The sequence below is a fragment of the Rubrivivax gelatinosus IL144 genome (assembly GCF_000284255.1).
GTDB classification, from domain to species: Bacteria; Pseudomonadota; Gammaproteobacteria; order Burkholderiales; family Burkholderiaceae_C; genus Rubrivivax; species Rubrivivax gelatinosus_A.
Map to the genome: position 1 here is coordinate 2,316,233 of NC_017075.1, position 26,848 is coordinate 2,343,080.

Genomic DNA, 26,848 nt, shown 5'->3' on the forward strand with positions numbered 1-26,848 from the left:
CTTCAGACGGCTTCGAGCACCGGCCGCGGCGCGGCCGGCGCCGGTGCGGCGAGGAAGTTGTCCAGCTCGTTGAAGAACGGCCGCGGCACTTCGAAGTACGGCATCGCGCCGGTCGGGTAGACCGAGAAGCGCCAGTTCGGCTTGCCGGCGACGCTGGACATCGCGCGGTAGTCGGTGAAGTCGCCGAGCACGCCGTGGCTGGCCCAGACCGGCTGCGTGATCGAGTCGTAGACACGCTGGATGTCGGCGCTGAACAGCTTGCCGGACAGGAAGGCCAGCGGCGCGAAGCGGGCGCCGGGCTGGCGCGCGGTGGCCACGCAATAGGCCCACAGCGTCTCGTCGATGCGCTTGCTGCCCCAGGTGCGTTCGAGGAAGTAGCGCACGACGCCGGGACGGGTCAGCCCGCGGTACAGCGGGTCGGCCCAGAGCTTCATCGTCAGCAGCTTGTACAGCCAGGGCTTGCCCAGCGTGCTGCCGGTCGGGCCGCGCAGCGTGCGCCGTCCGCTGAAGCCGGTGGGGCTGACCAGCGCGATGCGGCCGAAGGCCTCGGGCGCCACCAGCGCGGCGCGGGCGACGAACTCGCAGCCCAGCGACACGCCCAGCACGTCGACCGGGCCGGGGCCGCAGCGCTCGCGGATCGGGCCGAGCATCGCCAGCACGGCGTCGGTCATCAGCTGCGGCGTGTAGTCGCGGTCGCTGCGCTCGCTGCTGCCGAAGCCGGGCAGGTCCAGCGCGAAGACCGTGCGCTCCTGGACCGCGTGGTCGAAGATCGGCCGCACGTCGGCCGCCGAACCGGCGGCGTTGACGCTGTGCACCAGCAGCAACGGGCGGCCGCGACCGGCCACGTAGTAGCCGAGGTCGCCCAGGCGGTGGTGCTCGCCGGCCAGGGCCGGCGGCAGCGGGGTGTGCGGGGCGGCGGATTGGGGCGAGGTGTGCTTGTCCATGGCGACATCGTTGCCCGAAGCGCTGCCGCCGGTGGTCGGTCCAGCGCGCAGCCCCGTGTAGGACAGGGGCTCGCGTGAATCCTCAACGCCCGCGGGGGTCGTCGCGGCGCGGGAACCAGTGTTCGATCAGCGCCGCGGCGCGGTCGCGGCCGCCGATGCCGAAGGCCAGCGCCAGCGCGAAGACGATGCCGGTGAGCAGGATCAGGAAGGTCTGCTGCACCAGGCCGCCGCCGATGTCGAGATGGTCGATGGCGATCAGCAGCACGAAGGTGACGATCGCGTACTGGACGATGCGCGCCAGGATCTCGGCGTCGCCGATGCCCGAGGCGCGGCACCAGGCCAGCACCGACTGGCCGACGAAACGCGCGAAGTACAGGCCGAAGACCAGCACCAGCAGCGCCACCAGCAGCCGCGGCAGGAACAGCAGCACGCGCGACAGCAGCTCGGTCACCTGCGACAGCCCCAGGCCGTTGAAGGCCACGACCAGCGCGCCCAGCAGCACCAGCCAGAAGACGATCAGCGCGAACAGGTCGCTGGTCGTCTTGTCGGTGCCGCCTTGCTGCAGGAAACCGTCGAAGCCGGCGCGTTCGGTCAGCACGTGGAAGTTCAGCGCCTTCAGCGCGCGGCCGGTGGCGTAGCGCGCGGCCTTGGCGAGCAGCCAGCCGGCCACGGCGATGGCCAGCGCGATGCCCAGCCGCGGCAGGAAGACGCCCGCCTGCGCGAGCAGCGTGCGCAGCGGGTCGAAGGCGAGTTCCAGCGAGTCCATGCAATGTCTCCGTCTACGGGCCCAGGCGCTGGGCGAGCGTCGCCAGGGCGGCCAGCGGGGCGGTGGCGCCGGCCGGGCGGCGCCGCAGTTCGTCGTGCAGCTCGCGCAGCGCGGCGTCGATCTCGAACAGCGCCAGCGTCGAGGCCGGGCCCTCGAAGGCGTCGGCACCGGCGACCAGGCCCAGCGCCAGCGCCCGCTCGGCATAGCTGTCGACGAAGGCGCGGCGCAGTTCGCCGGCCCAGGCGTCGGCCAGCGCCTCGCGGCGCCGGTTCTCGGCTTCGGTGTGGGCGCCGCGCTGCAGCGCCGCGGCCCGCACCAGGTCCAGCGAATGCAGCAGGCCGGCGACGTCGCGCAGCGGCGACTGGCGCGCCCGGCGTTCGGCCGGCGGCAGCGAGGGGTCGCCCTCGAAGTCGGCGAGCACGAAGTCCTCGTGCACCAGCAGCACCTCCTGCAGCCGCAGTGCGCCGTGGATGCGCAGCTTGGGCCCGCCGGCGCCGTGCGCGGCGCAGGCCGCCAGCCGGTCGCGCAGCGTGCGTTCGCCGGCCGCCAGACGGCGCGCCAGCGGCTGCTGCGCTGCAGGCAGGCGCGGCGTGGCCTCGGCCAGCAGCGCCAGCGTCGTGTGCGCGAGCTGCGCCGTCGCGGCGGCCGCGCGGCGCAGGTCTTCGGGCTGCAGCGGCTCGGGGTCGAAGGCGGCGTCGCCGCGGCGCAGCGCCAGCGCCTCGTGCAGCGCGGCCAGCCGTTCGGCCAGCGCCCGCACGCGCGCCATCAGCCCGCCTTCGGCGGCGCCGACCGACTCGGCCGGCGCCGGGGCGGCACGTTCGAGGTGGCGCGTCAGCTGCATCAGCGCGAAGTCCCAGGCGTTGCCCTGGTGCACGACCCAGGGCTGCAGCACCGCCAGCGTCGACACCGTGCCGTCGGCGGCGACGTGTTCGACGTGGCCGACCGGCACGACGGCGTGCTCGAAGTGCGCCACCTCGCGCAGGTGGCGGCCCATCTCGACCTCGACGTTGACGCCCGGCCGCAGCCGGCGCAGCAGCTTGACGAAGAGGCGGTCGCCGAGCTGCAGCGTCGTGTTGCGGCCCTGCGGCACGGCGCGCACCGCCAGCGTGTCCAGCTCGGCCGCGATGCCGGCGTCGAAGCCGCGCAGCGCGACGAAACGGATCTGGCCGCCGCCAGCCGCCGGCAGGCTGCGCCCGGCGGCGACCGCGGCCACCAGCGCGCGGCAGAAGGCCTCGTCGCCGCCGGCGTCGCCGAGCAGGCCGATGCGCGCCTGCATGCGCGCCTTTGCCAGCGCCGCGGGGCCGAGCTGGCCCAGCCGGCCCTGGTCGGCCTCGTCGTCCTCCCAGGCCACGGCCAGCGGTGAGAACCAGCGTGCATCCTCGTGCGGGCCGCCGCGCGTGTCGACCAGCGCCAGCAGCCACTCGCGCCCGTCCTGGGCCAGCGTCGCGTGCGTGCCGATGCGCGCCTGTGCCGGCGGCTCGCCGGCGTCGAACCAGCGCTGGCGTGCCAGGTGCGGCGGCAGCAGCTCGTCTTCGAGCTGGGCCAGGGTCTTGCCGGCCATCGCGATGCGCCAGGGCACGACGCGGTCGCGGAAGAAGCTGTTCCAGCCGTCGAACATCACCAGCACCGGCAGGTGCTCGACCGGGCGGCGGTCGGCGTGCCAGTCGGGCGGCGCGGCGTCGGTGGCCAGGCGGAACCAGAAGAAGCCGTGGCCGGCCAGCGTCAGCAGATAGGGCAGCTCGCCGATCGGCGGGAAGGCGGTGTGCGCGCCCATCTCGACCGGCACCCGGCCCTTGTAGCGCGAGAGGTCCAGCTCCACCGGCTGCGGCGCGCGGCCGAGGTTGGCGACGCAGAGCACGACCTCGTCGCCCAGCTCGCGCAGATAGGCCAGCACCTTGCGGTTGCCCGGGTGCAGCATGCGGATGCGGCCGCGGCCGAAGACCTGGGTCGAGCGGCGGATCGCCAGCATGCGCCGGGTCCAGTTCAGCAGCGAGGAGGCGTCGCGGCTCTGGGCCTCGACGTTGACCGCCTCGAAGCCGTAGATCGGGTCCTGGATGGCGGGCAGCACCAGGCGCTGCGGGTCGGCGCGCGAGAAGCCGCCGTTGCGGTCGCTGGTCCACTGCATCGGCGTGCGCACGCCGTCGCGGTCGCCGAGGAAGATGTTGTCGCCCATGCCGATCTCGTCGCCGTAGTACAGCACCGGCGAGCCCGGCATCGACAGCAGCAGGCTGTTCATCAGCTTGATGCGCTCGGCGTCGTTCTCCAGCAGCGGCGCCAGCCGCCGGCGGATGCCGAGGTTCAGCCGCGCGCGCGGGTCGGCGGCGTACATCGAGTACATGTAGTCGCGCTCGCGGCTGGTCACCATCTCGAGCGTCAGCTCGTCGTGGTTGCGCAGGAAGATCGCCCACTGGCACTGCGGCGAGATGTCGGGCGTCTGCTGCAGGATCTCGACGACGGGGTGGCGGTCCTCCTGCGCGATCGCCATGTACATGCGCGGCATCAGCGGAAAGTGGTACGCCATGTGGCATTCGTCGTCTTCGCCGAAGTACTCGCGCACGTCCTCGGGCCACATGTTGGCCTCGGCCAGCAGCAGCTTGCCGGGGTACTTGGCGTCCAGGCGGCGGCGGATCTCCTTGATGACCTCGTGCGTCTCGCGCAGGTTCTCGTTGCTCGTGCCCTCGCGCTCTACGAGGTAGGGAATGGCGTCGAGGCGGAAGCCGTCGACGCCTTGTTCGAGCCAGAACTCCATGATCCCGAACACCGCCTCGCGCACCGCGGGGTTGTCGAAGTTCAGGTCGGGCTGGTGGCTGAAGAAGCGGTGCCAGAAGTACTGGCCGGCGACCTCGTCCCAGGTCCAGTTCGACTTCTCGGTGTCGGTGAAGATGATGCGCGTGCCGGCGTACCTCGTCGGGTCGTCGCTCCAGACGTAGAAGTCGCGCTCCGGCGAGCCGCGCGGCGCCCGGCGCGCGCGCTGGAACCAGGGGTGCTGGTCCGAGGTGTGGTTGACGACGAGCTCGGTGATGACACGCAGCCCGCGCGCATGCGCCTCGGCGACCAGCCGGGCGACGTCGGCGGCCGTGCCGTAGGCCGGGTTGACGGCCATGAAGTCGGCGACGTCGTAGCCGTCGTCGCGCAGCGGCGAGGGGTAGAAGGGCAGCAGCCAGATCGTGTTGACGCCCAGGTCACGCACGTAGTCGAGCTTGGAGATTAGGCCGGCCAGGTCGCCGATGCCGTCGCCGTTGCTGTCGGCGAAGGACTTGATGTGCAGCTCGTAGATGACGGCGTCCTTGAACCACAGCGGGTCCAGCGCCGGTGCGGCGGCGTCGGCGGGTGGCTGGGTCTGGGTCGCGGTGATGGCGCTGAGGTCTTCGCCCTTCATGGTCCTCTTGGCGGGTACGGCATGGAGCCGCGTCGCGCGGCCTGCGGGGGACCGTAACCGATCGCCCTGCCGGGGACGAAATCCTCCGGCGGGGGAGGGGGCTTAGGGGGCGCTCAGCCGTGGTCCCAGGCGGCGCCTTCGCCGAAGCGCTCGCCCAGGTACTCGACGAAGGCCCGCACGCGCGCCGGCAGCAGCCGGCGCTGCGGCATCACGGCCCAGATGCCGGTCGTCGACGGCGGGTGGCCGGGCAGCACGATCTGCAGACGCCCGGCGCGCAGGTCCTCGGCGACGTGCCAGGTCGAGTGCATCGCGATGCCGTTGCCGGCCACCGCGGCGTCGCGCAGCAGCTCGCCGAAGTTGCTCTCGACGCGGCCCTGCACGCGCACCGCGACCTCGCCGCCGTGGCCGTCGGCCAGCGTCCAGTGCGTCGGCCGGCCCTGGGCGCCGGTCAGCACCAGGCAGTCGTGCTGCGCCAGGTCGGCCGGCAGTTGCGGCGTGCCGCGGCGGTGCAGGTAGTCGGGCGAGGCGACGAGCACGCGGCGGTTGGGTGCCAGGCGCCGCGCCACCAGCGTCGAGTCGTCGAGCGCGCCGACGCGGATCGCGAGGTCGAAGCCGGCGGTGACGAGATCGACGACACGGTCGTCGAGATCGACGCTGAGCCGCAGCTGCGGGTGGCGGGCGAGGAACTCCGGCAGCAGCGGCGACAGGTGCAGCCGGCCGAAGGTGGCCGAGGTCGTGACGCGCAGCGTGCCGCTGACTTCGCCCGACGCCTGGCGCAGCCCGGCGACCAGCGCGTCCAGATCCTCGACGAGGCCACGGCCTTGTTCGGCGAGCACGCGGCCTTCGGGAGTCGGGTGCAGGCGGCGTGTCGTTCGGTGCAGCAGGCGCACGCCCAGCTCCTGTTCCAGCCGCGCCAGGCGCTGGCTGGCGACGGCCGGGCTCAGGTCCAGCGCGCGAGCGGCGGCGCTGATCGAGCCTTCGTCGAGCACGCGCAGGAAGAGGTTCAGATCGGCAAGACGGTTCACGACTTTCAATGAAAGTTTGAAGCTGATTGTGGATTAGGAGACTGTTTCTGCAAAGCGCGAGCGCCGAGCATTCGCGCCTCACAAACACCTGCCTCGCGATGAACGCCCCTGCCACCCGTCTCCCCGTCGCGCTGTATGCGCTGACCGCCGGTGCCTTCGGCATCGGCACGACCGAGTTCGTCATCATGGGCCTGCTGCTGCAGGTCTCGGCCGACCTCGGCGTGTCGGTCGCCGCCGCCGGCTTGCTGATCTCGGGCTACGCGCTCGGCGTCTTCGTCGGCGCGCCGCTGCTGACGGCGGCCACCGCGCGCCTGCCGCGCAAGACCGTGCTGCTGGCGCTGATGGCCGTCTTCACGCTCGGCAACCTGGCCTGCGCGCTGGCGCCGGACTACCCGCTGCTGATGGCGGCCCGCGTGCTGACCTCGCTGGCGCACGGCAGCTTCTTCGGCGTCGGCTCGGTCGTCGCGACGCGGCTGGTGGTGCCCGAACGCCAGGCCAGCGCGATCGCGGTGCTGTTCACCGGCCTCACCGCGGCGACGCTGCTCGGCGTGCCCGCCGGCGCATGGCTGGGCCTGCAGCACGGCTGGCGCGCCACCTTCTGGGCCGTCGCGGCGCTGGGAGTGCTGGCGACGCTGGTCATCGCCTGGTGCGTGCCGGCCGACCGCGCGCCCGAGGCCGCGCCGTCGCTGGCCGAGGAGATCAAGGTCGTCGTGCGGCCGCAGGTGCTGCTGGCGCTGGCGGCCACGGTGTTCGGTTACGCCGGCGTGTTCGCGGTCTTCACCTACATCCAACCGCTGCTGACGCGGCTGGCGGGTTTCGACGACGCCGCGGTGTCGCCGATCCTGCTGGTCTTCGGCCTCGGTTTCGTCGTCGGCAACCTGCTCGGCGGGCGTCTGGCCGACCGCCGCCTGGTGCCGACGCTGCTCGGCACGCTGGCTGTGCTGGCGCTGGTGCTCGGTGCGATGGGCGTGGCACTGTGGCATCCGTGGAGCGCGGTGCTGTTCACCGGGCTGCTGGGCGCGGCCGCCTTCGCCACCGTCGCACCGCTGCAGATGCGCGTGCTGCAGCAGGCCCGCGGCGCTGGCCAGAACCTGGCGTCGAGCCTGAACATCGCCGCCTTCAACCTCGGCAACGCGATCGGCGCCGCGTTCGGCGCGCAGGTCGTCGACAGTGCGCTGGGCCTGGGCGCGCTGCCCGCGCTGGCGGCGCTGCTGACGCTGGCCGGCCTGGCGCTGGCGGCCGTCGGCGTGACGCTGGAGCGCCGCCTGCCGCAGCCCGACGCCGCCGCCTGCACGGCGGCGTCCTGAACTCTTTGCAAGGAGCCATGAGATGAATGCGACGCAAACCCGCACGACGCGACCGGTGCTGATCGTGCTGACCAGCCACGGCAGCAAGGGTGCCAGCGGCGAGCCCACCGGCTTCTACCTCGGCGAAGCCACGCACCCGATGGCGGTGCTGCAGGACGCCGGCATCCCGGTCGAGCTGGCCTCGATCCAGGGCGGCGAGCCGCCGGTGGACGGCCTGGATCTCGACGACCCGGTGAACCGGCGCTACTGGGACGACCCGGCGTTCCGTGAGACGCTGCGCCACACGCCGCGGCTGGACGAGGTCGACGCCTCGCGTTACGCGGCGATCCTGTTCGCCGGTGGTCACGGGGCGGTCTGGGACTTCCCCGACAGCCCGGCGGTGCAACGCCAGACGCGTGCCGTCTGGGAGCAGGGCGGGGTGGTCGCGGCGGTCTGCCACGGGCCGGCGGCGCTGGTCAACGTCAGGCTCTCCGACGGCTCGTTCCTGGTCGCCGGCCGCCACCTGGCCGCCTTCACCGACGACGAGGAGCGCGCGGTGAAACTCGAGCGCGTCGTGCCGTTCCTGCTCGCATCGACGCAGGCCGAGCGCGGTGCGATCCACCACGCGGCGCCGAACTGGACGCCCAGCGTGCAGGTCGACGGCCGGTTGGTCACCGGGCAGAACCCGCAGTCGGCGCACGGCGTCGGCGTGGCCCTGCGCGACCTGCTGCAGCGCGACGCAGGTTGAGGATTCAGCGGCAGACGCGGTAGGGGCCACGGTCCAGGTGCAGGTGGTCGGCGTGGGCGCGGTTGTAGTCGGGGCCTAAGACCCCGTCGAAGAAGCCGCAGGCGCCGGCGTGCAGGTCGTGCAGGAACGCGGCCTCGGCGCCGCGGCCGGTCCAGTCGGCCGCGACGCGCACGCGGCGGCCGTCGGCCAGCACGACGCCGGCGAGGTCCAGCGCGTCGGCGCGTGCGTGGCGACTCCAGGAGCCGCTGTCGCGGCCGTAGACGCGGCGGCAGGCATAACTGCCGAAGTGTTCCAACCGTCGCACCGGCATGCCGAAGTGGCGCTGCGCCGCCGGCTGCAGCACGTGCCGCTCCCACAGCGCCAACGACGCCGCGGCGCGGCAGGACAGCAGCGTCGGCGCCAGCGCCGCGCCGGCGGTGCGGCGCAGCAGCAGCGCGTCGTCGAAGCCGCAGCCCTCGGCGGTCTCGCGCGGCGCCGCCGGTGTCGCGGCGAAGCCGGCCGCGTCGACGAACGCCCGGCAAGCGCCGGGCTGCTGGTCCAGCCGCTCGAGCTTGTACCGCGTCAGCCAGCCGGGCGCCTCGTGCAGCGACAGCGGCGCCCAGGGCTTGTGGCGGTCCGGGATCGTCCACAGCCGGCCGTACGACAGGCCGAGGGCGAGCAGCAGGGTCAGCACGACGGCGAACAGGCGCATCCGGGTCGGAGGCGGCGGGCCGTGCCGCGGTTCCGTCACCGCGCCGGGCCGACAATCGCCGCATGGTCCAGCCTCCCCAAGCCCTGCTGTTCGACGTCGGCGGCGTGCTGATCGACGTCGACTTCGCCCGCGTGCTCGCCGCCTGGGCGCCGTATTCGGCCTTGCCGCACGACGAACTGCGGCGGCGTTTCGGCGTCGACGAAGCCTACCGCCGCCACGAACGCGGCGAACTGGCGGCGGAGGCCTACTTCGCGCACGTCGCCGACACGCTGCAGCTGACGGCGACGCCGGCCCAGATCGAGGCCGGCTGGAACACGATCTTCGGCCCGGAGATCGTCGCCACGCGCCGCTGGCTGCAGCAGGCCGCGCGGCGGCGGCCCTGCCATCTGTTCTCCAACACCAACGCCAGCCACGCGCGCGAATGGTTGCGCCGCTATCCGGAGCTGGTGGCCAGCGTCGAGCGCCTCTTCCTGTCGCACGAGATGGGCCTGCGCAAGCCCGAGCCGGCGGCTTTCGCCCGCGTCTGCGACACGCTGGAACTGGCGCCGGGCGCGGTGCTGTTCTTCGACGACCTGGCCGAGAACGTCGCCGCGGCGCAGGAGGCCGGGCTGCAGGCGGTTCAGGTCGGCTCGCCGGCCGACGTCGAGGCCGCGCTGCGCGCGGCGGGGTTGGTCTGAGTCACCAGACCCAGAAGATAAGCGTCCAGCTGGTGACGGCCAGGCCCAGCGGCAGCGCGTAGAGCGCCGTCGCGGCCAGGCGGTTCGTCCAGCCGGCGCCGCCGCGCGCCAGCAGTCGCCAGCCCAGCCACAGCGACCAGACGGCCGCGCCGGCCAGCAGCAGCGCGCGCGCACTGGCGACGCCCGGCGGTACCCAGCCTTCGGCGCGCAGCTGGGTCAGCGTCGTCATCGTCAGCCCGAGGAACAGCCCGGCGCCGGCGACCGGCACCAGCCCCATCGCCAGCGAGTCCCAGCCGATGCCGCCGGCCAGCCGTGCCGCGGCGCGCAGCGCGGCCCAGCCGAGCACGCCGGTGACGAGGGCGTAGACGCCGATGTAGCCGCTGACCAGCAGCCCGTCGAGCCAGGTGAAGGCGTCGTTGACCTCGGGGAAGTGGGTCAGCAGCCACCAGGGCGCGTTGTCCTGCAGCAGGACGAAGGAATCGTGGTCGATCAGCCAGGTGGCGGCGGCCTGGCGCGCGGCGGTGAACCAGGGGCTCACGCTCCACTGGAAGGCGCCGACGGCCACCCCCAGCGTGCCGAAGATCAGCAGCAGCGCCAGCGCACTGTCGGTGCGCGACGGCGTTGCCGCCAGCACTTCCTGGCTCGGCGAACGCGCGGCGAGCTCGATCGCGTCGCGGTGGCCGCTGCAGCGCCCGCAGGCGTGGCAGTCCGAGGCGCCGGTCATGTGGCGCAGGTCGACGAGCGGCGCGCAGTCCACCCGCGGCGGCGGGCCGGGGTAGGCCTTCCACGCCGCTTCGTCGACGCGGTAGTGCAAGGGCGCGATCTTGGCCAGCAGCGAGAAGACGCCGCTGACGGGGCAGAGGTAGCGGCACCAGACGCGTTTCTCGCGCCCGTAGACGAAGCCGACCGCGGCGGCCAGCAGCGTCGAGCCGCCGAGGATCAGCAGCGCCGGCGCGGCGTACTGGTAGACGCTGACCAGCTGGCCGTAGACCGTCGTGCAGACGAAGGCCACGACCGGCCAGCCGCTCCAGCGCACCCAGCGCGGAATCGACAGCCCCAGGCCGTGGCGGCTGGCGTATTCGGTCACCGCGCCTTCGGGGCAGAACACGCCGCACCAGACGCGGCCGAACAGCGCCGTGCTGAGGATCACGCCGGGCCACCACAGGCCCCAGAACGCGAACTGCGCCGCCAGCGTCAGGTTGGAGACGATGCTCGAGCCGGTCGGCGGCAACGGCAGGAACACCGGCAGGACGACGAGCGTGGCATAGAAGGCGACGACGAACCACTGGATGCCCAGCACCCAGCGGCGGTGGCGGCGCAGCGCGTCGCCGATCCGCGCCAGCCGCGTCTTGCGCGGGCGGGCCATGAAACGGATCGGGACGGCAGCAGTCATCGTGGTCTCAGGCCGCGGCAGCGCGCGGCGTGGCGCCGCGGCGCATGGCCCAGATCGTGGCGCCCCAGAACACGAGGTAGCCGATCAGCACCGTCGCCGACGGGCGGGCGCGGTAGCCGAGGAAGTCGGCGAGCACACGACCCAGGCCGCTGCCGTCGTCGAGCAGGCCGGAGCTGTCCCAGACCGGGTCGACCAGCGGCGGGATCCAGTCCATGCCGATCATGCGGTCCAGGCCGCCGGCCAGCAGCGAGGCGGCGATCAGCAGCAGCAGAACTTCGCTGATCCCGAACAGCACGCGGTAGCTGAGGAAACGTGCGCCGCGTGAGATCAGCCAGGCGGTGGCGGCGGCGAGCACGAAGCCCGCGGTGGCGGCGCCGGCGTTGGCGGCCAGCGCCGAGCCGCCGGACTCCAGCCCCAGGCCGTAGAGGAAGACCACGGTCTCGGCGCCTTCTCGCGCGACGGCGAAGGCGGTGACCAGGCCGACGCCCAGGGCGCCCGAGGCCTGCCCGGCCTGGCGTTCCAGTTCGCGTTTCATGCCGCGGCCGTGGCGGCGCATCCACAGCACCATCTGCACGATCAGCGCGGCGGCGGTGAAGACCATCACGACCTGGAAGATCTCCAGCGCCTGGCCTTCGAGTTCGCTCTGCACCGCGAAGGTCGCGGCGCCCAAAGCGGCAGCCAGCAGCAGGCCGCCGGCCGCGCCCAGCCAGAGGCCGCGGCGCAGCGGTGCGGGCTGGTCCTGGCGCGAGATCCAGGCCAGCAGCACGCCGATGACGAGCATCGCCTCGAGGCTCTCGCGCCAGACGACGATCAATGCATTGAACATGAGAACGATTATCCGTCCGATTACGGATTCACTTCGCGACGATCAGCATCTCCGAGTGCTCGGGATGGAACTCGTCGAAGAACTTGTAGCTGCCGGGGCGCAGCGGATGGATGACGACGAAGGAGCTGGCGCCGGGGCCCAGCACCTTCTCGACGCGCAGGTCGAGGTTCTCGAACTCGGCAGGGCCGGGGCCCTCGTTCTTGATCGTCAGCTTGATCTTGACGCCCGCCGGCACTTCCAGGCGCGCGGGCTCGATGCGGCCGTTCTTGATGACGACGGCGTAGGTGGCGAGGCTCTGGGACCACGCGGTGCCCGCCGCAAGGGCGAGCACCGCGGCCAGGGCCGCACGGCGCGTGACGCGGGCGGCCACGGCGGTCAGAACCCGAGTGTGGCGCGCAGGCCGAAGGCCTTGACGTCGCTCGCGCCGTCGTCGCCGCCCGGGCGGGAGATCCACTGGAAGTCAGGCGTCAGCGCGATCTTCTCGTTGACGTGGTAGCGGTAGTAGATCTCGGCGACCCGCTCGTTGCCGCTGGAGGTGCTGACGCGGCGATAGTCGTTGCTGGTGCGCAGCAGGCCGGCGGCCAGACCGATGCCGTCGGAGGCGCGGCCCCAGGCGTCGCCCGAGAACTCGCCGCCCAGCGTCAGCGCGCGGTTGAAGCTCGCCGTGCCCGAACTGCGGTTGCCGTAGCGGCCGAACAGCGTCAGGTCGTCGGTGACTCGCTGGTCGAGCGACAGGCCCCAGCCGCTGTGCGCCTGCTCGTTGCCGTCCAGGTCGGTGGCGCGGCCGTTGCGCCAGGCGTAGAGCCGGTAGTTGCCTTGCAGGCCGTCGAACAGCCGCGTCGAGTACTCGAGCTGACCGATGACGAAGGGCTTGCCCAGCGAGCCGGAGAAGTTGGTCGCCGGCCCGGAGCCGAACACCGCCACCGAGGCGCTCCAGACGCCGGACTTGTCCGTCTCGTTGACGTAGGCGGCTCGGAACCCCGGCGTGAAGCCGTAGGCGTCGACCCCGGCGTCGCCGCCCGAGTCGAGCAGCGGGTTGTGCACGAAGGCGTTGTTCAGGAAGAACGCCGTCTCGTCGTCGGCCGTCGCGTTCTGGTCGAAGAACACGAACGGGTCCATCTTGCCGACCGTGAACTCCAGGCGCTGGCGCGAGTACGGCTTGTAGCCGTCGAAGGGCAGCGGCACGTTCAGCTGATACCAGGCCTGGGCCAGCACCGCGAACGAGGAGTCGGGGTCGTTGACGCCGGCGACCTGGAAGGTCGACGAGTTCGTCGTGCTGGTGTAGGTCGGACGCAGCGCGACGCCTTCGCCCTGGCCGAAACGCAGCTGGGCGTAGATCGTGCCTTCGGCCTGGCCGATCTCGCCGCCGGGCAGCGTGACCTCGATGTCGCCGCGGTAGTTCAGGCGCGACTCGCGCTTGCCGGTCTCGGTGCCGGCGCCGTTGACACGCTGGGCGACGGCGACGAGGCCGCCTTCGACCTTGATGCCTTCGAGCGCCTCGACCTGGCGCACCGGCTTCTGCATCGCCAGCGTCTGCGTCTCGACGGCCTTCAGGCGCGTGACGAGTTCGGGCTCGTTCTCGCTCAGGCGGTCGGTCAGCAAGGCCTGGTCGGTCGCGGCCTGGGCCTCTTCCAGCGCCTTGACGCGGGCCTCGATCGGCGCGGCCTTGGGCGCGGTGGCGGAGAGCTCGCCGACCTTCTTCTCGAGCTCCTGGTTGCGCTGCTCGAGCTGGCCGAAACGCGCGGCCAGTTCACGCAGCTGGGCCTTCAACTGCTCGATCTCGCTGCCGGCGGCCTGCGCGCCGCCGGCCAGGCCGGCCAGCGTCAGCGCGGCGACGAGCCGGGCGTTGCGCAACACGAACCCGTGTCTCGGGGGCAGGGTGGACATGGTTCAGTACCCGCCCTTCTTGCCGATGCCGGCGTAGGTGAAGTCCCATTCGACGGTGAAGGGCTTGAACCAGGGGCGCACGCCAGTCTCGCGGTCGGTGTGGCGGCCGTACAGCGGCGAAGCCGGGTTCTCCTTGGCGTTGGGCGGGTAGACCGTGTACTTGACCTTGTACTTGCCCGGGCCCTGCAGCTTGACGTTGTCGCCGTAGTGCGGGCCGTCGCTGGCGACCATCGCCATCATGTTGCCGGCGATCGGGGCGCCCGAGCCGCCGATCTTCGTGATCTCGTACTTGATCAGCAGGTAGGGGATCCAGAAGCCTTCGGGGTAGCCGTTGGCGTTGTTGGCCAGCGCGTGGATGTCGGCTTCGATGTGGATGTCCGACTCCGCGGCCTTGCGCATGTGGCCCTCGGGCTCCATGTCGATCGGCTGCAGGTAGACCGCGGCGATCTCCATGCCGGCCAGGTTCTGCGGCGTGCCGATCGGGTACTCGAGCGCGTAGGCGGAAGACGTGAAGCAGGCGGCGGCAACGGCCAGGGCGGCACCCCAGTGGGACGGTTTCATCGATAAGCCTTCTGTTAGGAGAGATGCAAATGCGATTGGTTCGCAATAACAAACGCAATGCTGCCCCTCCAAACCGGCGGCGTCAACCGCGTGGCTTGCCCTTTGTCAATTGATCGGCCCCAGGATGCCAAAGCCTTCCTCAAAGCGACGCAGTGCGTGGCGCCTGCGCATCAGTGCGCGGCCGCCGGCCGCGGCTTCAGTTCCAGCGCCAGGTCCAGATGACGTCGAAGGCGCTGTCGTCGCCGGTCTGGGCGCGCACCGTGAAGCGCCGGGCGACACGGTAGATCAGCTGCCAGGAGCCCGCGGTCGCGTTGACCCCGCGTTCGTAGCCCACGTAGAGCCGATCGCTGAGCTGCTTGCCGATCGTCACGACGGTGTCGCGTGCGTCGCCTTCGCCGCTCTGCGACACCGAGAGTTCGTCCAGCCCCAGGCGCTGCAGCAGCCCGGTCGACGGGCCGCCGCCTTCGCCGGCCAGCAGCGCCAACGCCGCCTGCTGCAGGATCGCCGTGTCGGCGCGGCCCAGGCCCTCGGAGGCGCGCCCGGTGACCAGCCAGGACAGCTTGTCCAGCTCGCTCATGTCGGGCTCGCTGTACAGGCGCACGCGCGGGTCGCTGGCGCTGCCCTGGACCGTCACGCCGACGCGCACGTCCAGATCGGGGCGCACGGCCAGGATGTCCAGCCGGGGGGCGGCGACCTCGCCGCTGAAGCGGATCAGCCCGCGTTCGATGACCAGGTTCTGGCCGTAGGCCCGGTAGCGCCCGCCGACGGTGCGCACCAGGCCGTTGATCGCCAGCCGGCCTTCGGGCGTCGACACGCGCAGCGTGCCGGTGAGCCCGGTGTCGATGCCTCGGCCCTTGAGGCGCAGGTCGTCGCCGAGCGCGATCTCGAGCGCGACGCGGCTGTTCTTCATCAGCGGGCTGGGCTCGCGTGCGGCGGCCGGTGCCGCCGGCCGCTGGCCCGGGGCGAGCGGCCGGTTCTCGACGACGACGTCGGCGTCCAGCGACGGCGCCTCGCTCTGCGAGATGTCGATGCGGCCGCGGTCGACGGCGAACTTGCCGTCCACCGTCAGCGACTGCGCGCGCAAGCCCACCGCCGCACGGCCGCTGACGGAGACGCGCCTGTCGACCCGCGTCAGCGCGTCGAAGCGATCGGCGACGATGCTCAGGTCGGCCGCCGGCTGCGTACCCAGGCGCGCGCTGCCGTCGATCGCCAGGCTGCCGTCGCCGCCGCGGAAGCGCAGGTGGTCCAGCCGCACTTCGTCGCCGCGCAGCGTGACGAGCAGCGAGCCGCCGCTCAGGTCCACGCCCTGCAGCAGGTTGCCGAGTTCGAGCCTGGAGCCTTCGACACGGCCGCCGAACTGCGGCGCCGCCGCGGTGCCCGAGACCTGCGCCGTCGTGAACAGCGTGCCGCCCAGGCGCCAGCCGGCCGGCAGCCAGGCGCTCCAGACGTCGACGTCCGGGATGCGCATCTCGACCACGCCGTCGACCGGCGCCTGCGGCGCGGGCCAGGCCAGCGACGGTTCGGTGCGCACCGTCTGCGAGCCGGCGATGACGCCGATCTGCGTGCCGACCACGGCCTGGGTGGTCTCCCAGCGGCCGTCGTGCGCAGCGAGCGCGAAACGCAGGCCGGTGAAGCCGAAGGCCAGCGGCAGGTTGCCGCGCACGACACGGAGGTCGCCGGCCGTGCGTTCGAGCACGACGTCGGCGTCGAAACGTTCTGCCCGGCGGATGTCGACGCGGCCGGCGATCTTCAGGTCGCCGCTCCAGCCGGCGTCGGGCTGGGCGCGTTGCAGCCAGGGCGCGACGGCCAGCGGCTCCAGCTCGGCGGCCAGCCGCAGCCGCGACGGCGCACCTTCGCGCGGCGGCGCCTGCCAGCCGGCTTCGCTCCAGCGCAGCGCCGTGCCCAGCAGCGTGATGCGGCCCGGGGCCAGGCTGGCCTGGCGGGCCGCACCGCCGGGCGCGAAGTCGGCGCCGAACTCCAGGTCGCGCGCCTGCACCCAGGGCGTCGCACCGGGCGTGCCGGCGCTCAGTTCGGCGATCGTGGCGCGCCATTGGCCGCCGCCGGCACGTGCCGGTTTCCAGGCGCCGCCGGCGCGCAGCGAGAGCGTCGTCGGGCCGGCGGCGGGCGCCGGCGCGGCGTCGGTCCAGGCCGGGGGCTTCAGCGGGCTTTGCGCCTGCACCACGATGCGGTGGCTGCCCAGCGTGCCGGCAACACTCGCGTCCAGGCGTTCCAGACGCTGCTCGCCGCGCGCCAGGCCGCGGGCCTGCAGCGACAGCTCCAGCGGCGCCTTGGCGTCCTCGGTGGCCAGATTCCAGCGCGCCTGCGCGTGCTGCAGCACGAAGCTGCTGCTCTTCAGCCCGTCGGCGTCGAGCCGGCCTTCGCTGCGCAGCGAAGGCCAGCGGCCGTCGGCGCGTGCGTCCAGCGCCAGCGTGCCGGCGCTGGGCCACCAGGCCTGGGCGCCCGGCAGCAGCGCGGCCAGCGGCGCCAGCGCCGCCGGTGCCTGGCCGTCGACGACGAGGCGGGCGCTGTCGCGTGTACCGCTGCGCAGCGCCAGCGTCGCGCGGTTGCCGGCGGCCGTGAGTTCGGCGTCGAGCTGGGTGGCGCGGTTGCCGGCCTTCAGCGTCGCGCCAGCCTTCAGCGGCACGCCCAGCAGCACGCTGTCGGCGAGCTCCGCGCGCGCCTGGCCGGCCAGCGCTGCCAGCAGCTCGGGCAGCGGCTGGCCGAAGGCCGCTTGCGGTAGCGCGAGATCGGCGTTCCAGCGCCCGTCCAGCCGGTTCGGGCCGCGCCGCCACGGCGAGCCTTCGGCGCCGCGCCACCACAGCGAGGGATCGAAGCGCGCCAGTTCGCCCTGCGTCTTCAGGCGCCAGCCTTGCGCCGTGTCGCGCACGGCGTTCGCCTGGCCTTCGAGGCGGGCGTCGCCGGCGGCGAGCACGAAACGCGATAGCTCGGCGTTCAGGCTGCCGTCGGCCGGCTGGCGAAGGTGCGCTTGCAGCGCCAGCCGCAGCGGCCGGCCGCGTGCGGCGTCGAGGCGGCCGCCGATCTCGGCGCTGGCCTGGGCGGCCAGCGTGCCGGCGGCCACGCCCGAGCCGGGCAGGGGCAGGCCGCGCAGTTCGAAGTTCAGCGGCCCGGCGGCGGTGAGCGCCGGCAGCCGCCGGTCGAGTTCGGCCGGCCGCAGGCCGTCGAGCGCCAGCGACAGCGTCAGCGCGTCGCCGTCCCAGCGGCCGCTGCCGTGCAGCCGGCCGGCCGCACGTTCGCCGGCCAGACGCGCTTCGAAGGACTGCAGTTCGAGGCTGCGGCGCTGGTCCAGACGGCCGGACACGCGCGCCAGCAGCGAGGCCAGCGGCAGCCGGCCGGCGTCCCAGGCGCCGGGCTGCGTGTTGCGCAGATCGATGTCGGCCTGCGCCGGCACGTCTCGGCCCTGGCTGTCGACGACGATGCGCCCGTCCAGCCGCGTCGCCGGCAGCGCCGCGGCGAGCTGCGACAGGTCCAGCGCGCGTGTCGTCGCCTGCAGCGACTCCAGCGGCCAGGGCGCGAAGGGCGCGACGCGGGCCTGGGCGTCGACGCGCACGTCGCCGTCGCCGCGCAGCGTCGCATCGAGCTGCAGCCGGGTGACCGGGCCGCTGGCCGCCAGCGTCGCCGTCCAGGGCTGGGCGGCGCCGGGTTCGGCGCCGGCGTCGATGCGCAGCTGCACGGCACGTTCGCCGTCGGCCTGCACGCGGCCGGTGGCGCGGGCCTGTCCGCCGGGCCAGGCGAGTTCCAGGCGATCGACCCGGTGCAGCGCGCCGCGCTCGGCGCCGAGCACGAGGTCGGCATGCAGCTCGGAAAGCGGCGGCGCACTGCCGATCTGCAGCGTTCGGACGGCCAGGCCGCGGATCTCCAGCGCCAGCGGCAGGCGCAGGTCTTCGGGCGCCGTGCGCCGTGCCTGGGCCGGTTCGGCGGGCGCCGTCCCGGGGGTCCAGGCGACGCGGCTGGCGCTCGGCGTGTCGAGCACGAGGCCGATCCAGGCTCCCGGGTGCGGCCGCCATTGCCAGGCGAGGTCGCGCCAGGCGAGATCGTCGACCTCCAGCCGCGCGCCGTCGGCGCCTTGCCAGCGCAGCGTGCGCGTGGCGAAGGCGCCGCCGACCGGCCGGCCCTGCGGCTCGACGACTTCGAGCCCGGGCACATGGGCAAACAGCCAGCGCCAGCCGGCTTCACTGTTCCAGATCCAGGCCAGCAGCGCGCCGCCGGCGACGAGCAGCGCGGCGAGCAGGCCCAGCACCCAGGCGAGGCGCCGCGGCGGCGGCGTGGTGTTGGCGGTGTCGGCAGCGGCCATGGTTCAGAAGGTCACGCCGACGCTGAGGTGCAGGCGCACGCTGCCCGTCTCCTGGCCGCGTGCGACGTCGATGCTGAGCGGCCCGATCGGGCTGCGGTAACGCAGGCCGACGCCGTAGCCGACGGCCGGGCTGTAGTCCTGCCAGCGTTCGGCGGCGCGGCCGGCGTCGACGAAGACCGCGCCCCAGAGCTGCGGCATGCGTTCAAGGATGGGCCGCGCGATCTCGGCGCTGGCCGTCGCCAGCACCTTGCCGCCGTAGACGATGCCGTCCTGCGTCGGGGCCAGCGAGCGGTATTCGTAGCCCCGCACCGAGCCGTCGCCGCCGGCGCGAAACAGCAGCGAGTCCGGCGGCGTCACGTCGTCGCGCGCGTAGACCTCGCCGGCCTCGAGCCGCAGCGAGCCGTACCAGCCGCCGAACGGCCGGTACGCCGCCAGCCGGCCGTAGGCGCGCACGAAGGGCCCGGTGCCACCCGGGTCCGAACGCGCCCGGCCGCCGCCGACCTGGCCCGAGAACACCCAGCCGTCGGTGGGCAGCAGCACGTTGTCGACGTGGCGCCAGATGCCCTGGTAGTGCAGGCTCAGCGCGTCGGCGTTGGTTTCGGTGCCGTCGTCCAGCCGGCGCAGCGAACGTTCGGCCTCCACGTAGACCAGGCGGTCGATGCGCGGCGTCTCCTGGGCACGGCCCAGGCGCAGCCGCAGCGAGGAGACGACGTCGGTCGAGGACTCGATGCGTTCGGCGGCGCCGCCGACGAGGTTGCGGTACAGCCCGGGCAGCGTGTGCGTGCTGAGCTCGCCGGTCCACGAGCGCCGCACGCGGCCCAGCTCGAAAGCGTTGCGTGCCGTCAGCGCCTGGCCGAAGACGCGCCGGTGCACGTGCTCGACGGTGCCGCGCGGGCCGACGTCGGCGCTGATGCCGATGCCGAAGGTCGCCTCCTGGCGTTCGCGCTCGGCGAGCCGGATCGTCACCGCCGCGTGCTCCGGGTCCTCGGCGCGCGCATCGAGCTGCACCGAGGCGGTGGTGAACAGGCCTGAGCGCTGCAGCCGTTCCTGAACGTCGAGCAGCAGCTTCTCGGTGGCCGGCGTGCCGGGGCGGAAGTCGGCGATGTTGCGCACCGTCTGCTCGTCGTGCAGCTTCAGCCCGCGGATGCGCAGCTCGCCGGTGCGAAACAGCGGCCCGCTGTCGGCGACCAGTTCCAGATCGACACGGTGCTCGCCGGCGTCCACGCGCGCCAGCGTCGACACCCAGTCGGCACGGGCGTAACCCAGGGCGCGCAAGCGGGCCAGCGCGGCGCGTTTGGCCGCCGTCCATTCGGCATTGCGGAAGGGCTCGCCGCGCTCCAGCGGCCAGTCCTCCCGCAGCGCGGCGTCGCCGGCCACGGCTTCGGCCTCGCCGCGCGACAGCGCCTCGGCCAGCGCGCCCTGGATGCGGATGTCGACCTTGCGCACCCGCGCCCGCGGGCCGGGCTCGACACGCACCTCGACCACCGGCGGCTCGCCGGGCAGCTGCTGCACCGCGACCTGCGGCGTGAAGAAGCCTTCGGTCTCGACCAGCGAGCGCACCTGCTCGGGCGCGGCGGCGACGAGGCGGTCGATCTCGCGCGGCGCCAGCTGGCGGCCGTTGGCCAGCGCCGGCAGCCGGGCCAGGTCGAGCTGCTGCTCGAGCAGCTCGCGCACGGTGTCGGGCGCCTCCACGCGCAGCGTCAGCACCGGCGCCGAGGCGCTCGCTGCGGGTTCGGAGGCGGCCTGGCCGTCACCGGCCGGCGTCGCCGCGGAGGGCTCGCGCGACAGCCCGGCGCAGCCGCCGAGCGCGAGACAGGCCAGCCAGGCCGCGGGCAGGGCGGCGGCGCGGATCACGCGCGGCCCTCGGCGGGCATCCGGGTGTGTGCGGGAAACGGAACAGGAGGCACCGGGCTGGGCGGCAGGAACATCGGCCAATGCTTTCATCGAGCGGGGGCTGCTGGCAAGAGGCGCCGCCTGGGCGCGGGGTTTGCCGCGCCCGGGCGGCGGCCGCCCGCCGGGTGGGGGCATTGGCTGTGCCCGTAGAGTGAATCGCACGCCCGGTCGGCGGCGCATCGACAAGGAGGAACTGCTCTTGGATTTCTCGTGGACCACCGTGCTCAACGAGCTGGACTACGGCCGCTGGAACGAGCCGCTGCGCTCGGGCCTGCGCATCGTGCTGATCATCGCCGCCGCCTGGCTGCTGGCGACGCTGCTGCAGCGCCTCGTGCGCGCGATGAACACGCGTTTCAGCGACCACCTCGAAGGCGACGCGCTGCGCCGCGCCGAGACCATCAACCGCGTCGCGCGCTACCTGATCGGCATCGTCGTCGGCGCGCTGGCGACGATGACGGTGCTGGCGGAGGTCGGCATCTCGCTGGCGCCGATCCTGGGCGCGGCCGGTGTCGTCGGCATCGCGGTCGGCTTCGGCGCGCAGTCGCTGGTCAAGGATTACTTCACCGGCTTCTTCATCCTGTTCGAAGACCAGATCCGCACCGGCGACGTCGTCGAGATCGCCGGCATCGGCGGCCTGGTCGAGGACATCACGCTGCGCCACGTGCGCCTGCGCGACTACGACGGCAACGTGCACTACGTGCCCAACAGCCTGATCACGACGGTGACCAACCGCGGCCGCCAGTTCGCCTTCTCGGTGGCCGATCTGCGCATCGCCTACCGCGAGGACCTGGACGAGGTCTGCAACGTCGTGCGCGAGGTCGCCGCCGGCCTGCGTGCCGACGAACGTTTCGTCCACCGCATCCTGCAGGACCTGGAGATCGCCGGCGTCGAACGCTGGGACGAGAGCGCGGTGACGCTGCGCGTGCGCTTCAAGGTCGCGCCGCTGGCGCAGTGGGACGTGCGGCGCGAGTTCCTGCGCCGCCTGAAGCGCGCCTTCGACGAGCGCGGCATCGAGATCCCGTATCCTCATCTGACGGTCTACGCCGGCGCCGACAAGGACGGTCGCGCCCCGGCGCTGCCGCTGGGCATCCGCCGCCATGCGCCGGACGCGGCCAACGTCTGAACCCGGAGGTCCTCGATGAGCGAATCCCACAGCATCGGCCTGGTCGTCGGCAGCCTGCGCCGCGACTCCTTCAACCGCCGCCTGGCGCAGGCGCTGGCGATGATGGCGCCCGCGCCCTGGCAGCTGGAGATCGTCGAGATCGGCGATCTGCCGCTCTACGACCAGGACGACGACGCCTCGCCGGCCGACAGCGTGCGCCGCTTCAAGGCCCGGATCGCCGCCTGCCGCGGCGTGATCTTCGTGACCCCGGAGTACAACCGTTCGATCCCGGGCGTGCTGAAGAACGCGCTGGACCACGCCTCGCGGCCCTACGGCCAGAGCGTCTGGGCCGGCAAGCCGGCCGGTGTCGTCGGCGTGTCGATCGGCGCCATCGGCACGGCGCTGGCGCAGCAGCATCTGCGCAACGTGCTCGCCTATCTGGCGATGCCGACGCTGACCCAGCCCGAGGTCTATCTGCAGGCCAAGGACGGCTTCTTCGCCGCCGACGGCGGCCTGGCCGACGAAGGCACGCGGCGTTTCGTCCAGGGCTGGCTCGACGCCTTCCTGGCCTGGGTGGAGCGCCAGGCGCCGGCCTGAATCGCGACGCGGCGCGCCGTGATCGCCGGATGTGCGCCGTTTTTCGCGTTCTTTTGAACGCACTGTTACCGACTGCTTCCGTTCACGACGCGGCTGCGACACACTGAGCGCATCGGTCAGGGTTCGCCCAGGCCGTCAGCCGGCCGCCGCAAGGCGGCCGATGGGCAAACCCGGCGAAAGCCGGGGACGCAAAGCTTCCGGGCTACGGGCGGCAACGCCTACGCCAGCGGGGTTGCCGCCACGGGCCGTCGCCCGGGTGTCAGGCCGCGCCTTTGTGTCCCGTACGTCACGAGCGGCCGATGCAGCGACCTGTCTTTCCCCGAACGATCTCCCTGCGCGGCCTGGCCTTGGGCCTGCTCGCCGCATGCGCCGGCGGCGCCTGGGCTCAGGACGTCGGCCGCATCGTCGTGCGCTACAAGCCGGTGGTGCAGGCCGCCGGCGTGTCCGCCGAAGCGACGGCCGCGACGATGTCCCAGCGCGCCAACACGATGGCCACGCGCGCCGGCGTGCGGCTGAAGACCTTGCGCACGACGGGCTCCACCGCCGCGGTCTACGAGACCCGCGACGCCGTCGACGAACACGAGTTGCGCGCGATGGCGCTGCGCATGGCGCGGGACCCGGCGGTGCTGTCGGCCGAACCCGACGTGCGCGTCGCGGCGACGAGCAACGACACCTATTTCTCGATGCAGTGGGCGCTGGGCTCGCCCGCGGCCAAGGCCGGTGCCGGCAACTTCGTCGCCGCCTGGCCGTACACCACCGGCAACGACGTCGTCGTCGCGGTGCTCGACACCGGCATGACGGCGCATCCGGACCTGCAGAGCCGCCAGTTCGCCGGCTACGACTTCGTCTCCGACGCCACGATGGGCGCCGACGGCAGCGGCCGCGACGCCGATCCCACCGACCCCGGCGACGCCTGCCCCAGCAGCGGCAGCGCGAGCAGCTGGCACGGCACGGCGGTGGCTTCGCAGATCGCGGCCATCGCCGACAACGGCTACGGCATCGCCGGCGGCGCTCCGGGCGCGCGCATCCAGCAGGTGCGCGTGCTGGGCAAGTGCGGCGGCTGGCTGTCCGACACCTCGGACGCCATCGCCTGGCTGGCCGGGCGCAGCTTCACCGGCATCCCGGCGCCGTCGGTGCGGCCCAGGGTCATCAACCTGAGCCTGGGCGGCGGCACCAGCTGCCCGAGCTACATGCAGGACGCGATCAACCTGGCCAATGCGGCCGGCATCGTCGTCATCGCCGCCGCCGGCAACGACGGCGCGGCGACGATCAGCTCGCCGGCCAACTGCAGCGGCGTCATCGCCGTGGCCGCGTCGACCGCCACCGGCGACCTGGCGAGCTACTCGAACTACTCGTCGCAGGTGGCGATCACCGCGCCGGGTGGCGGCCAGTGCCGCCAGGCCACCGCCGGCTGCGACACGACGCCGACGATCGCCTCGGGCGTCGACGGCAGCTCGAGCTTCGTCGGCTACACGCCGGCGCGCTACTTCGCCGGCACCTCGGCGGCGACGCCGCACGTCTCGGCCGCCGCGGCGCTGCTGCTGGCCTACTCGCCGTCGCTGACGCCGGCGCAGGTGCGCTCGGCGCTGCTGTCGGGCGCGCGGCCGTTCCCGGCGGGCACCTTCTGCACCACCGCCGGCCGCTGCGGCTCCGGCCTGCTGGACGCCTCGCGTTCGCTGGCGACGCTGGCCGCGCCGCTGGTGACGATCACGTCGACGGCCGGCGTCACGACCGGCAGCAACGGCGTGCAGGCCGGCCTGGTGGCCCGCGGCGCGTCGGCGACGCTGAAGGCCGCGGTGCCGTCGGGCAGCGGCTACAGCTACGCCTGGCAGCAGGCCAGCGGCAGCGCGGCGACGATCGTCTCCGGCCGCAGCGCCGATACGCTGGTCTTCACCGCGCCGGCTACCGCCGGGCTGATCTCGTTCGCCGTGACCGCCACGTCGCCGTCGGGCGTGACGGCGCGCAACACCGTTTCGCTGCGCGTCAACAGCGCGCCCGACACGCTGCCGGCCTCGCTGCCCGAAGCGATGGTCGGCACCGCCTACTCGAAGCCGCTGCCGACGACCGACGGCGACGGCGACACGCTGAGCTTCGCGCTGGTCTCCGGCCCGAGCGGGCTGACGGTGTCCTCGGCCGGCGTCGTGACCTGGAGCGCGCCGGTGCAGGGCAGCTACTCGGTGACGGTCGCCGCGCGCGACCCCTTCGGCCAGACGACCCAGCGCGCGATCGCGCTGACCGTTAAGGCGAAGGTCGCGCTGCCGGTGGTGCCGGGCGGCACGCTCGGCGCCCGCGTCGGCACGGCCTTCAGTGCCGCTACCGGCGTCACCGGCCCGTCGGGCGTGGCGATCAGCTACGCGCTCGCCGGCCAGCCCGCGGGGCTGACGATCAGCAGCGCCGGCGTCCTGAGCTGGCCCGCCCCGGTGGCCGGCAGCTACAGCATCCGCGTCACAGCGACGAACGCCGGCGGCTCGGCCTCGGGCGTCTACGCGCTGACCGTCAAGCCGGCCAACCGCGCGCCGGTCGTCACCGCCAAGAGCTACACCGCCGTGGTCGGCACCAAGTGGACCGGCCAGGTGACGGCCAGCGACGCCGACGGCGATGCGCTGCGCTACGAGCTGATCTCGGGCGTGCCGTCGGGCATGACGATCAATGCCGCCGGCCTGATGGCCTGGGCGGCGCCGGTCGCCGGCAGCTACAAGGTCGGCGTGCGTGCCACCGATCCGTCGGGCGCGTCCGCTGTGGCGACGATGACCCTCGTCGTCAGCAAGCCCAACAGCGCGCCGACGATGGACGGCGCCTCCTATGCCGCCAAAGCCAACGTCGCCTTCGCCGCCCAGTTGCAGGCCCGCGACGCCGAAGGCGATGCGATCAACTACGCCTTCACCGGCGGCGTGCCGGCCGGCCTGACGCTCAGCACTGCCGGCCGCCTGAGCTGGGCCAAGCCGGTGCGCGGCAGCTGGACGGTGACGGTGCGCGTCGCCGACGCGCGCGGCGCGGCGATGACGACGACGCTGAAGATCGTCGTCAGCTGAGCCCGGCGCGGCGTCGGCGCGTCGCGGCGCGCACGTAGTCGCTCTGGAAGCAGCGCCGCTCGCCGCCGGCGAACTCGACGGTGACCGTCAGCGCGTCGGCCTCGGCGACGACGCCGCGGCCGTAGCGCCGCACCTGCACCCAGTCGCCCGGCGCGAAAGCCGCCCGGGCGGTGGCGGGTGGCCGCTCGACGTCGGCCTCGTCGGCGCGCTGCATCGCCGCCTGGTGCGCGGCGGCGATGCGGTGGCAGTTGTCGCAGTGGCCGCAGCCGTCGAACGGCGGCTTCTCGCCCAGCGCCTCGAGCACGACCTTCCAGCGGCAGGCGCCGGTCTGGGCGTAGAACACCATCTGCTCGAGCAGCGCCCGGTCTTCGGCGCGTTTGTCGCGCCAGCCGCGGTCCAGTGCCGCCAGCCGTTCGGGCGTGAGTTCGCGGCGCAGCAGCCGCAGCCGGCCTTCTGCGTCGGCGGCGACGATGCGCTCACGGCGCAGCAGGCTCAGTGCCACCTGCAGCTTGGATTTGGGCCGCTGCAGCCGCTGCTGCAGCGTCGCCAGCAGCCAGTGGCCGGCGCCCTCGAGCGGCGGCTCGTGCAGCGCCCGGTAGACGCCGTCGAGTTCGGCGATGCCGGGGTAGCGGTTGGCGAGGAAGAACTGCTGCACCGCCTGGTCGCCGTGCTGGAACAGCAGCAGGCACAGCGCCCGCTCGCCGTCGCGCCCGGCGCGGCCGGCTTCCTGGTAGTAGCGGTCCAGCCCGGCCGGTACCTGGTAGTGCAGCACGAAGCGCGTGTCGGGCTTGTCGATGCCCAGGCCGAAGGCGTTGGTCGCGACGACGACCCGCGCTCGGCCGTCCATGAACTCGTCCTGCGCCTGGTGGCGCGCGCCGGCGGCCAGGCGGCCGTGATACAGCGTGGCCTCGACGCCGGCGCCCACCAGTGCCGCGTGCACCGTCTCGGCGGCCTTGATCGTCGCGCAGTAGACGATGCCCGCGCCCGGCATCGCCGCCACGCGCTCGACGCAGCGCGCCAGCTTCTCGTCTTCGCGCGAGGCCTGTTCGACGACGAGGTCCAGGTTCGGCCGGTAGCCGCCGGCCTGCAGCACGCCGCCGGCGGGGATGCCGAGCTGGGCCGCGATGTCCGCGGCGACCTCGGCGGCGGCGGTGGCGGTCAGCGCCAGCACCGGCGGCTGGCCCAGCCGGCGCCGTGCCGGGCCGATCTCCAGGAACGCCGGGCGGAAGTCGTGGCCCCACTGCGAGATGCAGTGCGCCTCGTCGACGACCAGCAGCGCCGCCGGCCGCGCCGCCAGCCGTGCCATGAACTCGGGATCGGCCAGGCGTTCGGGCGTCGTGAAGACGAAGCGCGCCGAACCTTCGTCCAGCGCACGCTCGGCCGCGGCCAGGGCCTCGGCGTCCAGCGTGCTGTTGAACTGCACCGCGGCGATGCCCAGCGCACGCAGCTTGTCGCACTGGTCCTTCATCAGCGCGATCAGCGGCGAGACGACGACCGTGCGGCCGTCCAGCAGCACGCCGGGCAGCTGGTAGCACAGCGACTTGCCGGCGCCGGTGGGCATCACCGCCAGCAGGCTCTCGCCGGCGAGCACGCGTTCGATCAGCTCGCGCTGGCCTTCGCGCAAACGGTCCAGTCCGAAGCTGCGGCGCAGCGTCAGTTCGATGCGGCGGTGGGGCGAGGGGCGGCGCGGTGTGTCGGGCATGGGCGGCGCCGCGCCCGGCAAGCAGCG

19 protein-coding genes and 1 riboswitch are annotated in these 26,848 nt (G+C 73.2%); of the genes, 6 read left to right on the plus strand and 13 right to left on the minus strand.

All coding sequences use genetic code 11. The features are described from left to right. Positions 1-2: 2 nt before the first annotated feature. The 4 genes from RGE_RS10795 to RGE_RS10810 form a co-directional block, all read right to left on the minus strand. Positions 3-944, minus strand: coding sequence for an alpha/beta fold hydrolase (locus RGE_RS10795; RefSeq protein ID WP_014428418.1), 942 nt, complete (start codon positions 942-944; stop codon positions 3-5). Between the two features lie 82 nt (positions 945-1,026). Then, entirely contained in the window at positions 1,027-1,710 is a 684-nt protein-coding gene (locus RGE_RS10800) for a mechanosensitive ion channel family protein (RefSeq protein ID WP_014428419.1), read from the minus strand. Positions 1,711-1,723: 13 nt separating this feature from the next. Beyond that, complete coding sequence (treS, locus tag RGE_RS10805) at positions 1,724-5,089, minus strand: maltose alpha-D-glucosyltransferase (protein ID WP_014428420.1); 3,366 nt, start codon at positions 5,087-5,089, stop codon at positions 1,724-1,726. Positions 5,090-5,202: 113 nt separating this feature from the next. Then, on the minus strand, positions 5,203-6,114 hold the full coding sequence (locus tag RGE_RS10810) for a LysR family transcriptional regulator (RefSeq protein WP_014428421.1): 912 nt from the start codon (positions 6,112-6,114) through the stop codon (positions 5,203-5,205). Positions 6,115-6,212: 98 nt separating this feature from the next. Between RGE_RS10810 and RGE_RS10815 the strand changes: the two genes are divergently transcribed. Together RGE_RS10815 and RGE_RS10820 are read left to right on the plus strand one after the other, a co-directional pair. Then, positions 6,213-7,421 carry an MFS transporter gene (locus RGE_RS10815; RefSeq protein WP_014428422.1) on the plus strand — a complete coding sequence of 403 codons (1,209 nt, stop codon included), beginning with the start codon at positions 6,213-6,215 and terminating at the stop codon, positions 7,419-7,421. 22 nt (positions 7,422-7,443) lie between these two features. Beyond that, complete coding sequence (locus RGE_RS10820; RefSeq protein WP_014428423.1) at positions 7,444-8,148, plus strand: type 1 glutamine amidotransferase domain-containing protein; 705 nt, start codon at positions 7,444-7,446, stop codon at positions 8,146-8,148. Positions 8,149-8,152: 4 nt separating this feature from the next. Here RGE_RS10820 and RGE_RS10825 read toward each other — a convergent pair whose 3' ends face one another. After that, on the minus strand, positions 8,153-8,839 hold the full coding sequence (locus RGE_RS10825; protein WP_014428424.1) for an extensin-like domain-containing protein: 687 nt from the start codon (positions 8,837-8,839) through the stop codon (positions 8,153-8,155). Positions 8,840-8,901: 62 nt separating this feature from the next. Between RGE_RS10825 and RGE_RS10830 the strand changes: the two genes are divergently transcribed. After that, complete coding sequence (locus RGE_RS10830; protein ID WP_014428425.1) at positions 8,902-9,516, plus strand: HAD-IA family hydrolase; 615 nt, start codon at positions 8,902-8,904, stop codon at positions 9,514-9,516. Position 9,517: 1 nt separating this feature from the next. Here RGE_RS10830 and RGE_RS10835 read toward each other — a convergent pair whose 3' ends face one another. From RGE_RS10835 to RGE_RS10865, 7 genes are all read right to left on the minus strand, one after another. Continuing rightward, a complete protein-coding gene (locus tag RGE_RS10835) occupies positions 9,518-10,882 on the minus strand; it encodes a 4Fe-4S binding protein (protein ID WP_014428426.1) in 1,365 nt (454 codons plus the stop codon). A 34-nt stretch (positions 10,883-10,916) separates the two neighbouring features. Next, a complete protein-coding gene (locus RGE_RS10840) occupies positions 10,917-11,735 on the minus strand; it encodes an FTR1 family iron permease (RefSeq protein ID WP_014428427.1) in 819 nt (272 codons plus the stop codon). Positions 11,736-11,763: 28 nt separating this feature from the next. Then, a complete protein-coding gene (locus RGE_RS10845) occupies positions 11,764-12,105 on the minus strand; it encodes a cupredoxin domain-containing protein (protein WP_014428428.1) in 342 nt (113 codons plus the stop codon). A 5-nt stretch (positions 12,106-12,110) separates the two neighbouring features. After that, on the minus strand, positions 12,111-13,622 hold the full coding sequence (locus RGE_RS10850; RefSeq protein ID WP_070099453.1) for a carbohydrate porin: 1,512 nt from the start codon (positions 13,620-13,622) through the stop codon (positions 12,111-12,113). 3 nt (positions 13,623-13,625) lie between these two features. Beyond that, positions 13,626-14,183, minus strand: a complete 558-nt coding sequence (locus tag RGE_RS10855; RefSeq protein WP_014428430.1) for an iron transporter — start codon at positions 14,181-14,183, stop codon at positions 13,626-13,628. 196 nt (positions 14,184-14,379) lie between these two features. Then, a complete protein-coding gene (locus RGE_RS10860) occupies positions 14,380-18,495 on the minus strand; it encodes a translocation/assembly module TamB domain-containing protein (protein WP_014428431.1) in 4,116 nt (1,371 codons plus the stop codon). A 3-nt stretch (positions 18,496-18,498) separates the two neighbouring features. After that, positions 18,499-20,349, minus strand: a complete 1,851-nt coding sequence (locus tag RGE_RS10865) for an autotransporter assembly complex protein TamA (RefSeq protein WP_014428432.1) — start codon at positions 20,347-20,349, stop codon at positions 18,499-18,501. A gap of 238 nt (positions 20,350-20,587) precedes the next feature. On the opposite strand from RGE_RS10865, the gene RGE_RS10870 reads away from it, so the two are divergent. The 3 genes from RGE_RS10870 (at position 20,588) to RGE_RS10880 (ending at position 25,119) form a co-directional block, all read left to right on the plus strand. Further along, a complete protein-coding gene (locus tag RGE_RS10870) occupies positions 20,588-21,511 on the plus strand; it encodes a mechanosensitive ion channel family protein (RefSeq protein ID WP_014428433.1) in 924 nt (307 codons plus the stop codon). 15 nt (positions 21,512-21,526) lie between these two features. Continuing rightward, the gene (locus RGE_RS10875; protein ID WP_014428434.1) at positions 21,527-22,087 is read left to right on the plus strand and encodes an NADPH-dependent FMN reductase; all 561 of its coding nucleotides are present in this window, start codon (positions 21,527-21,529) and stop codon (positions 22,085-22,087) included. A 153-nt stretch (positions 22,088-22,240) separates the two neighbouring features. Continuing rightward, a riboswitch (cyclic di-GMP riboswitch) is annotated at positions 22,241-22,327 on the plus strand. Positions 22,328-22,386: 59 nt separating this feature from the next. Next, on the plus strand, positions 22,387-25,119 hold the full coding sequence (locus RGE_RS10880; RefSeq protein ID WP_014428435.1) for a S8 family serine peptidase: 2,733 nt from the start codon (positions 22,387-22,389) through the stop codon (positions 25,117-25,119). On the opposite strand, the gene RGE_RS10885 is transcribed toward RGE_RS10880, so the two are convergent. Further along, positions 25,112-26,821, minus strand: coding sequence for a RecQ family ATP-dependent DNA helicase (locus tag RGE_RS10885; RefSeq protein ID WP_014428436.1), 1,710 nt, complete (start codon positions 26,819-26,821; stop codon positions 25,112-25,114). The genes RGE_RS10880 and RGE_RS10885 overlap by 8 nt on opposite strands. Positions 26,822-26,848: the final 27 nt, after the last annotated feature.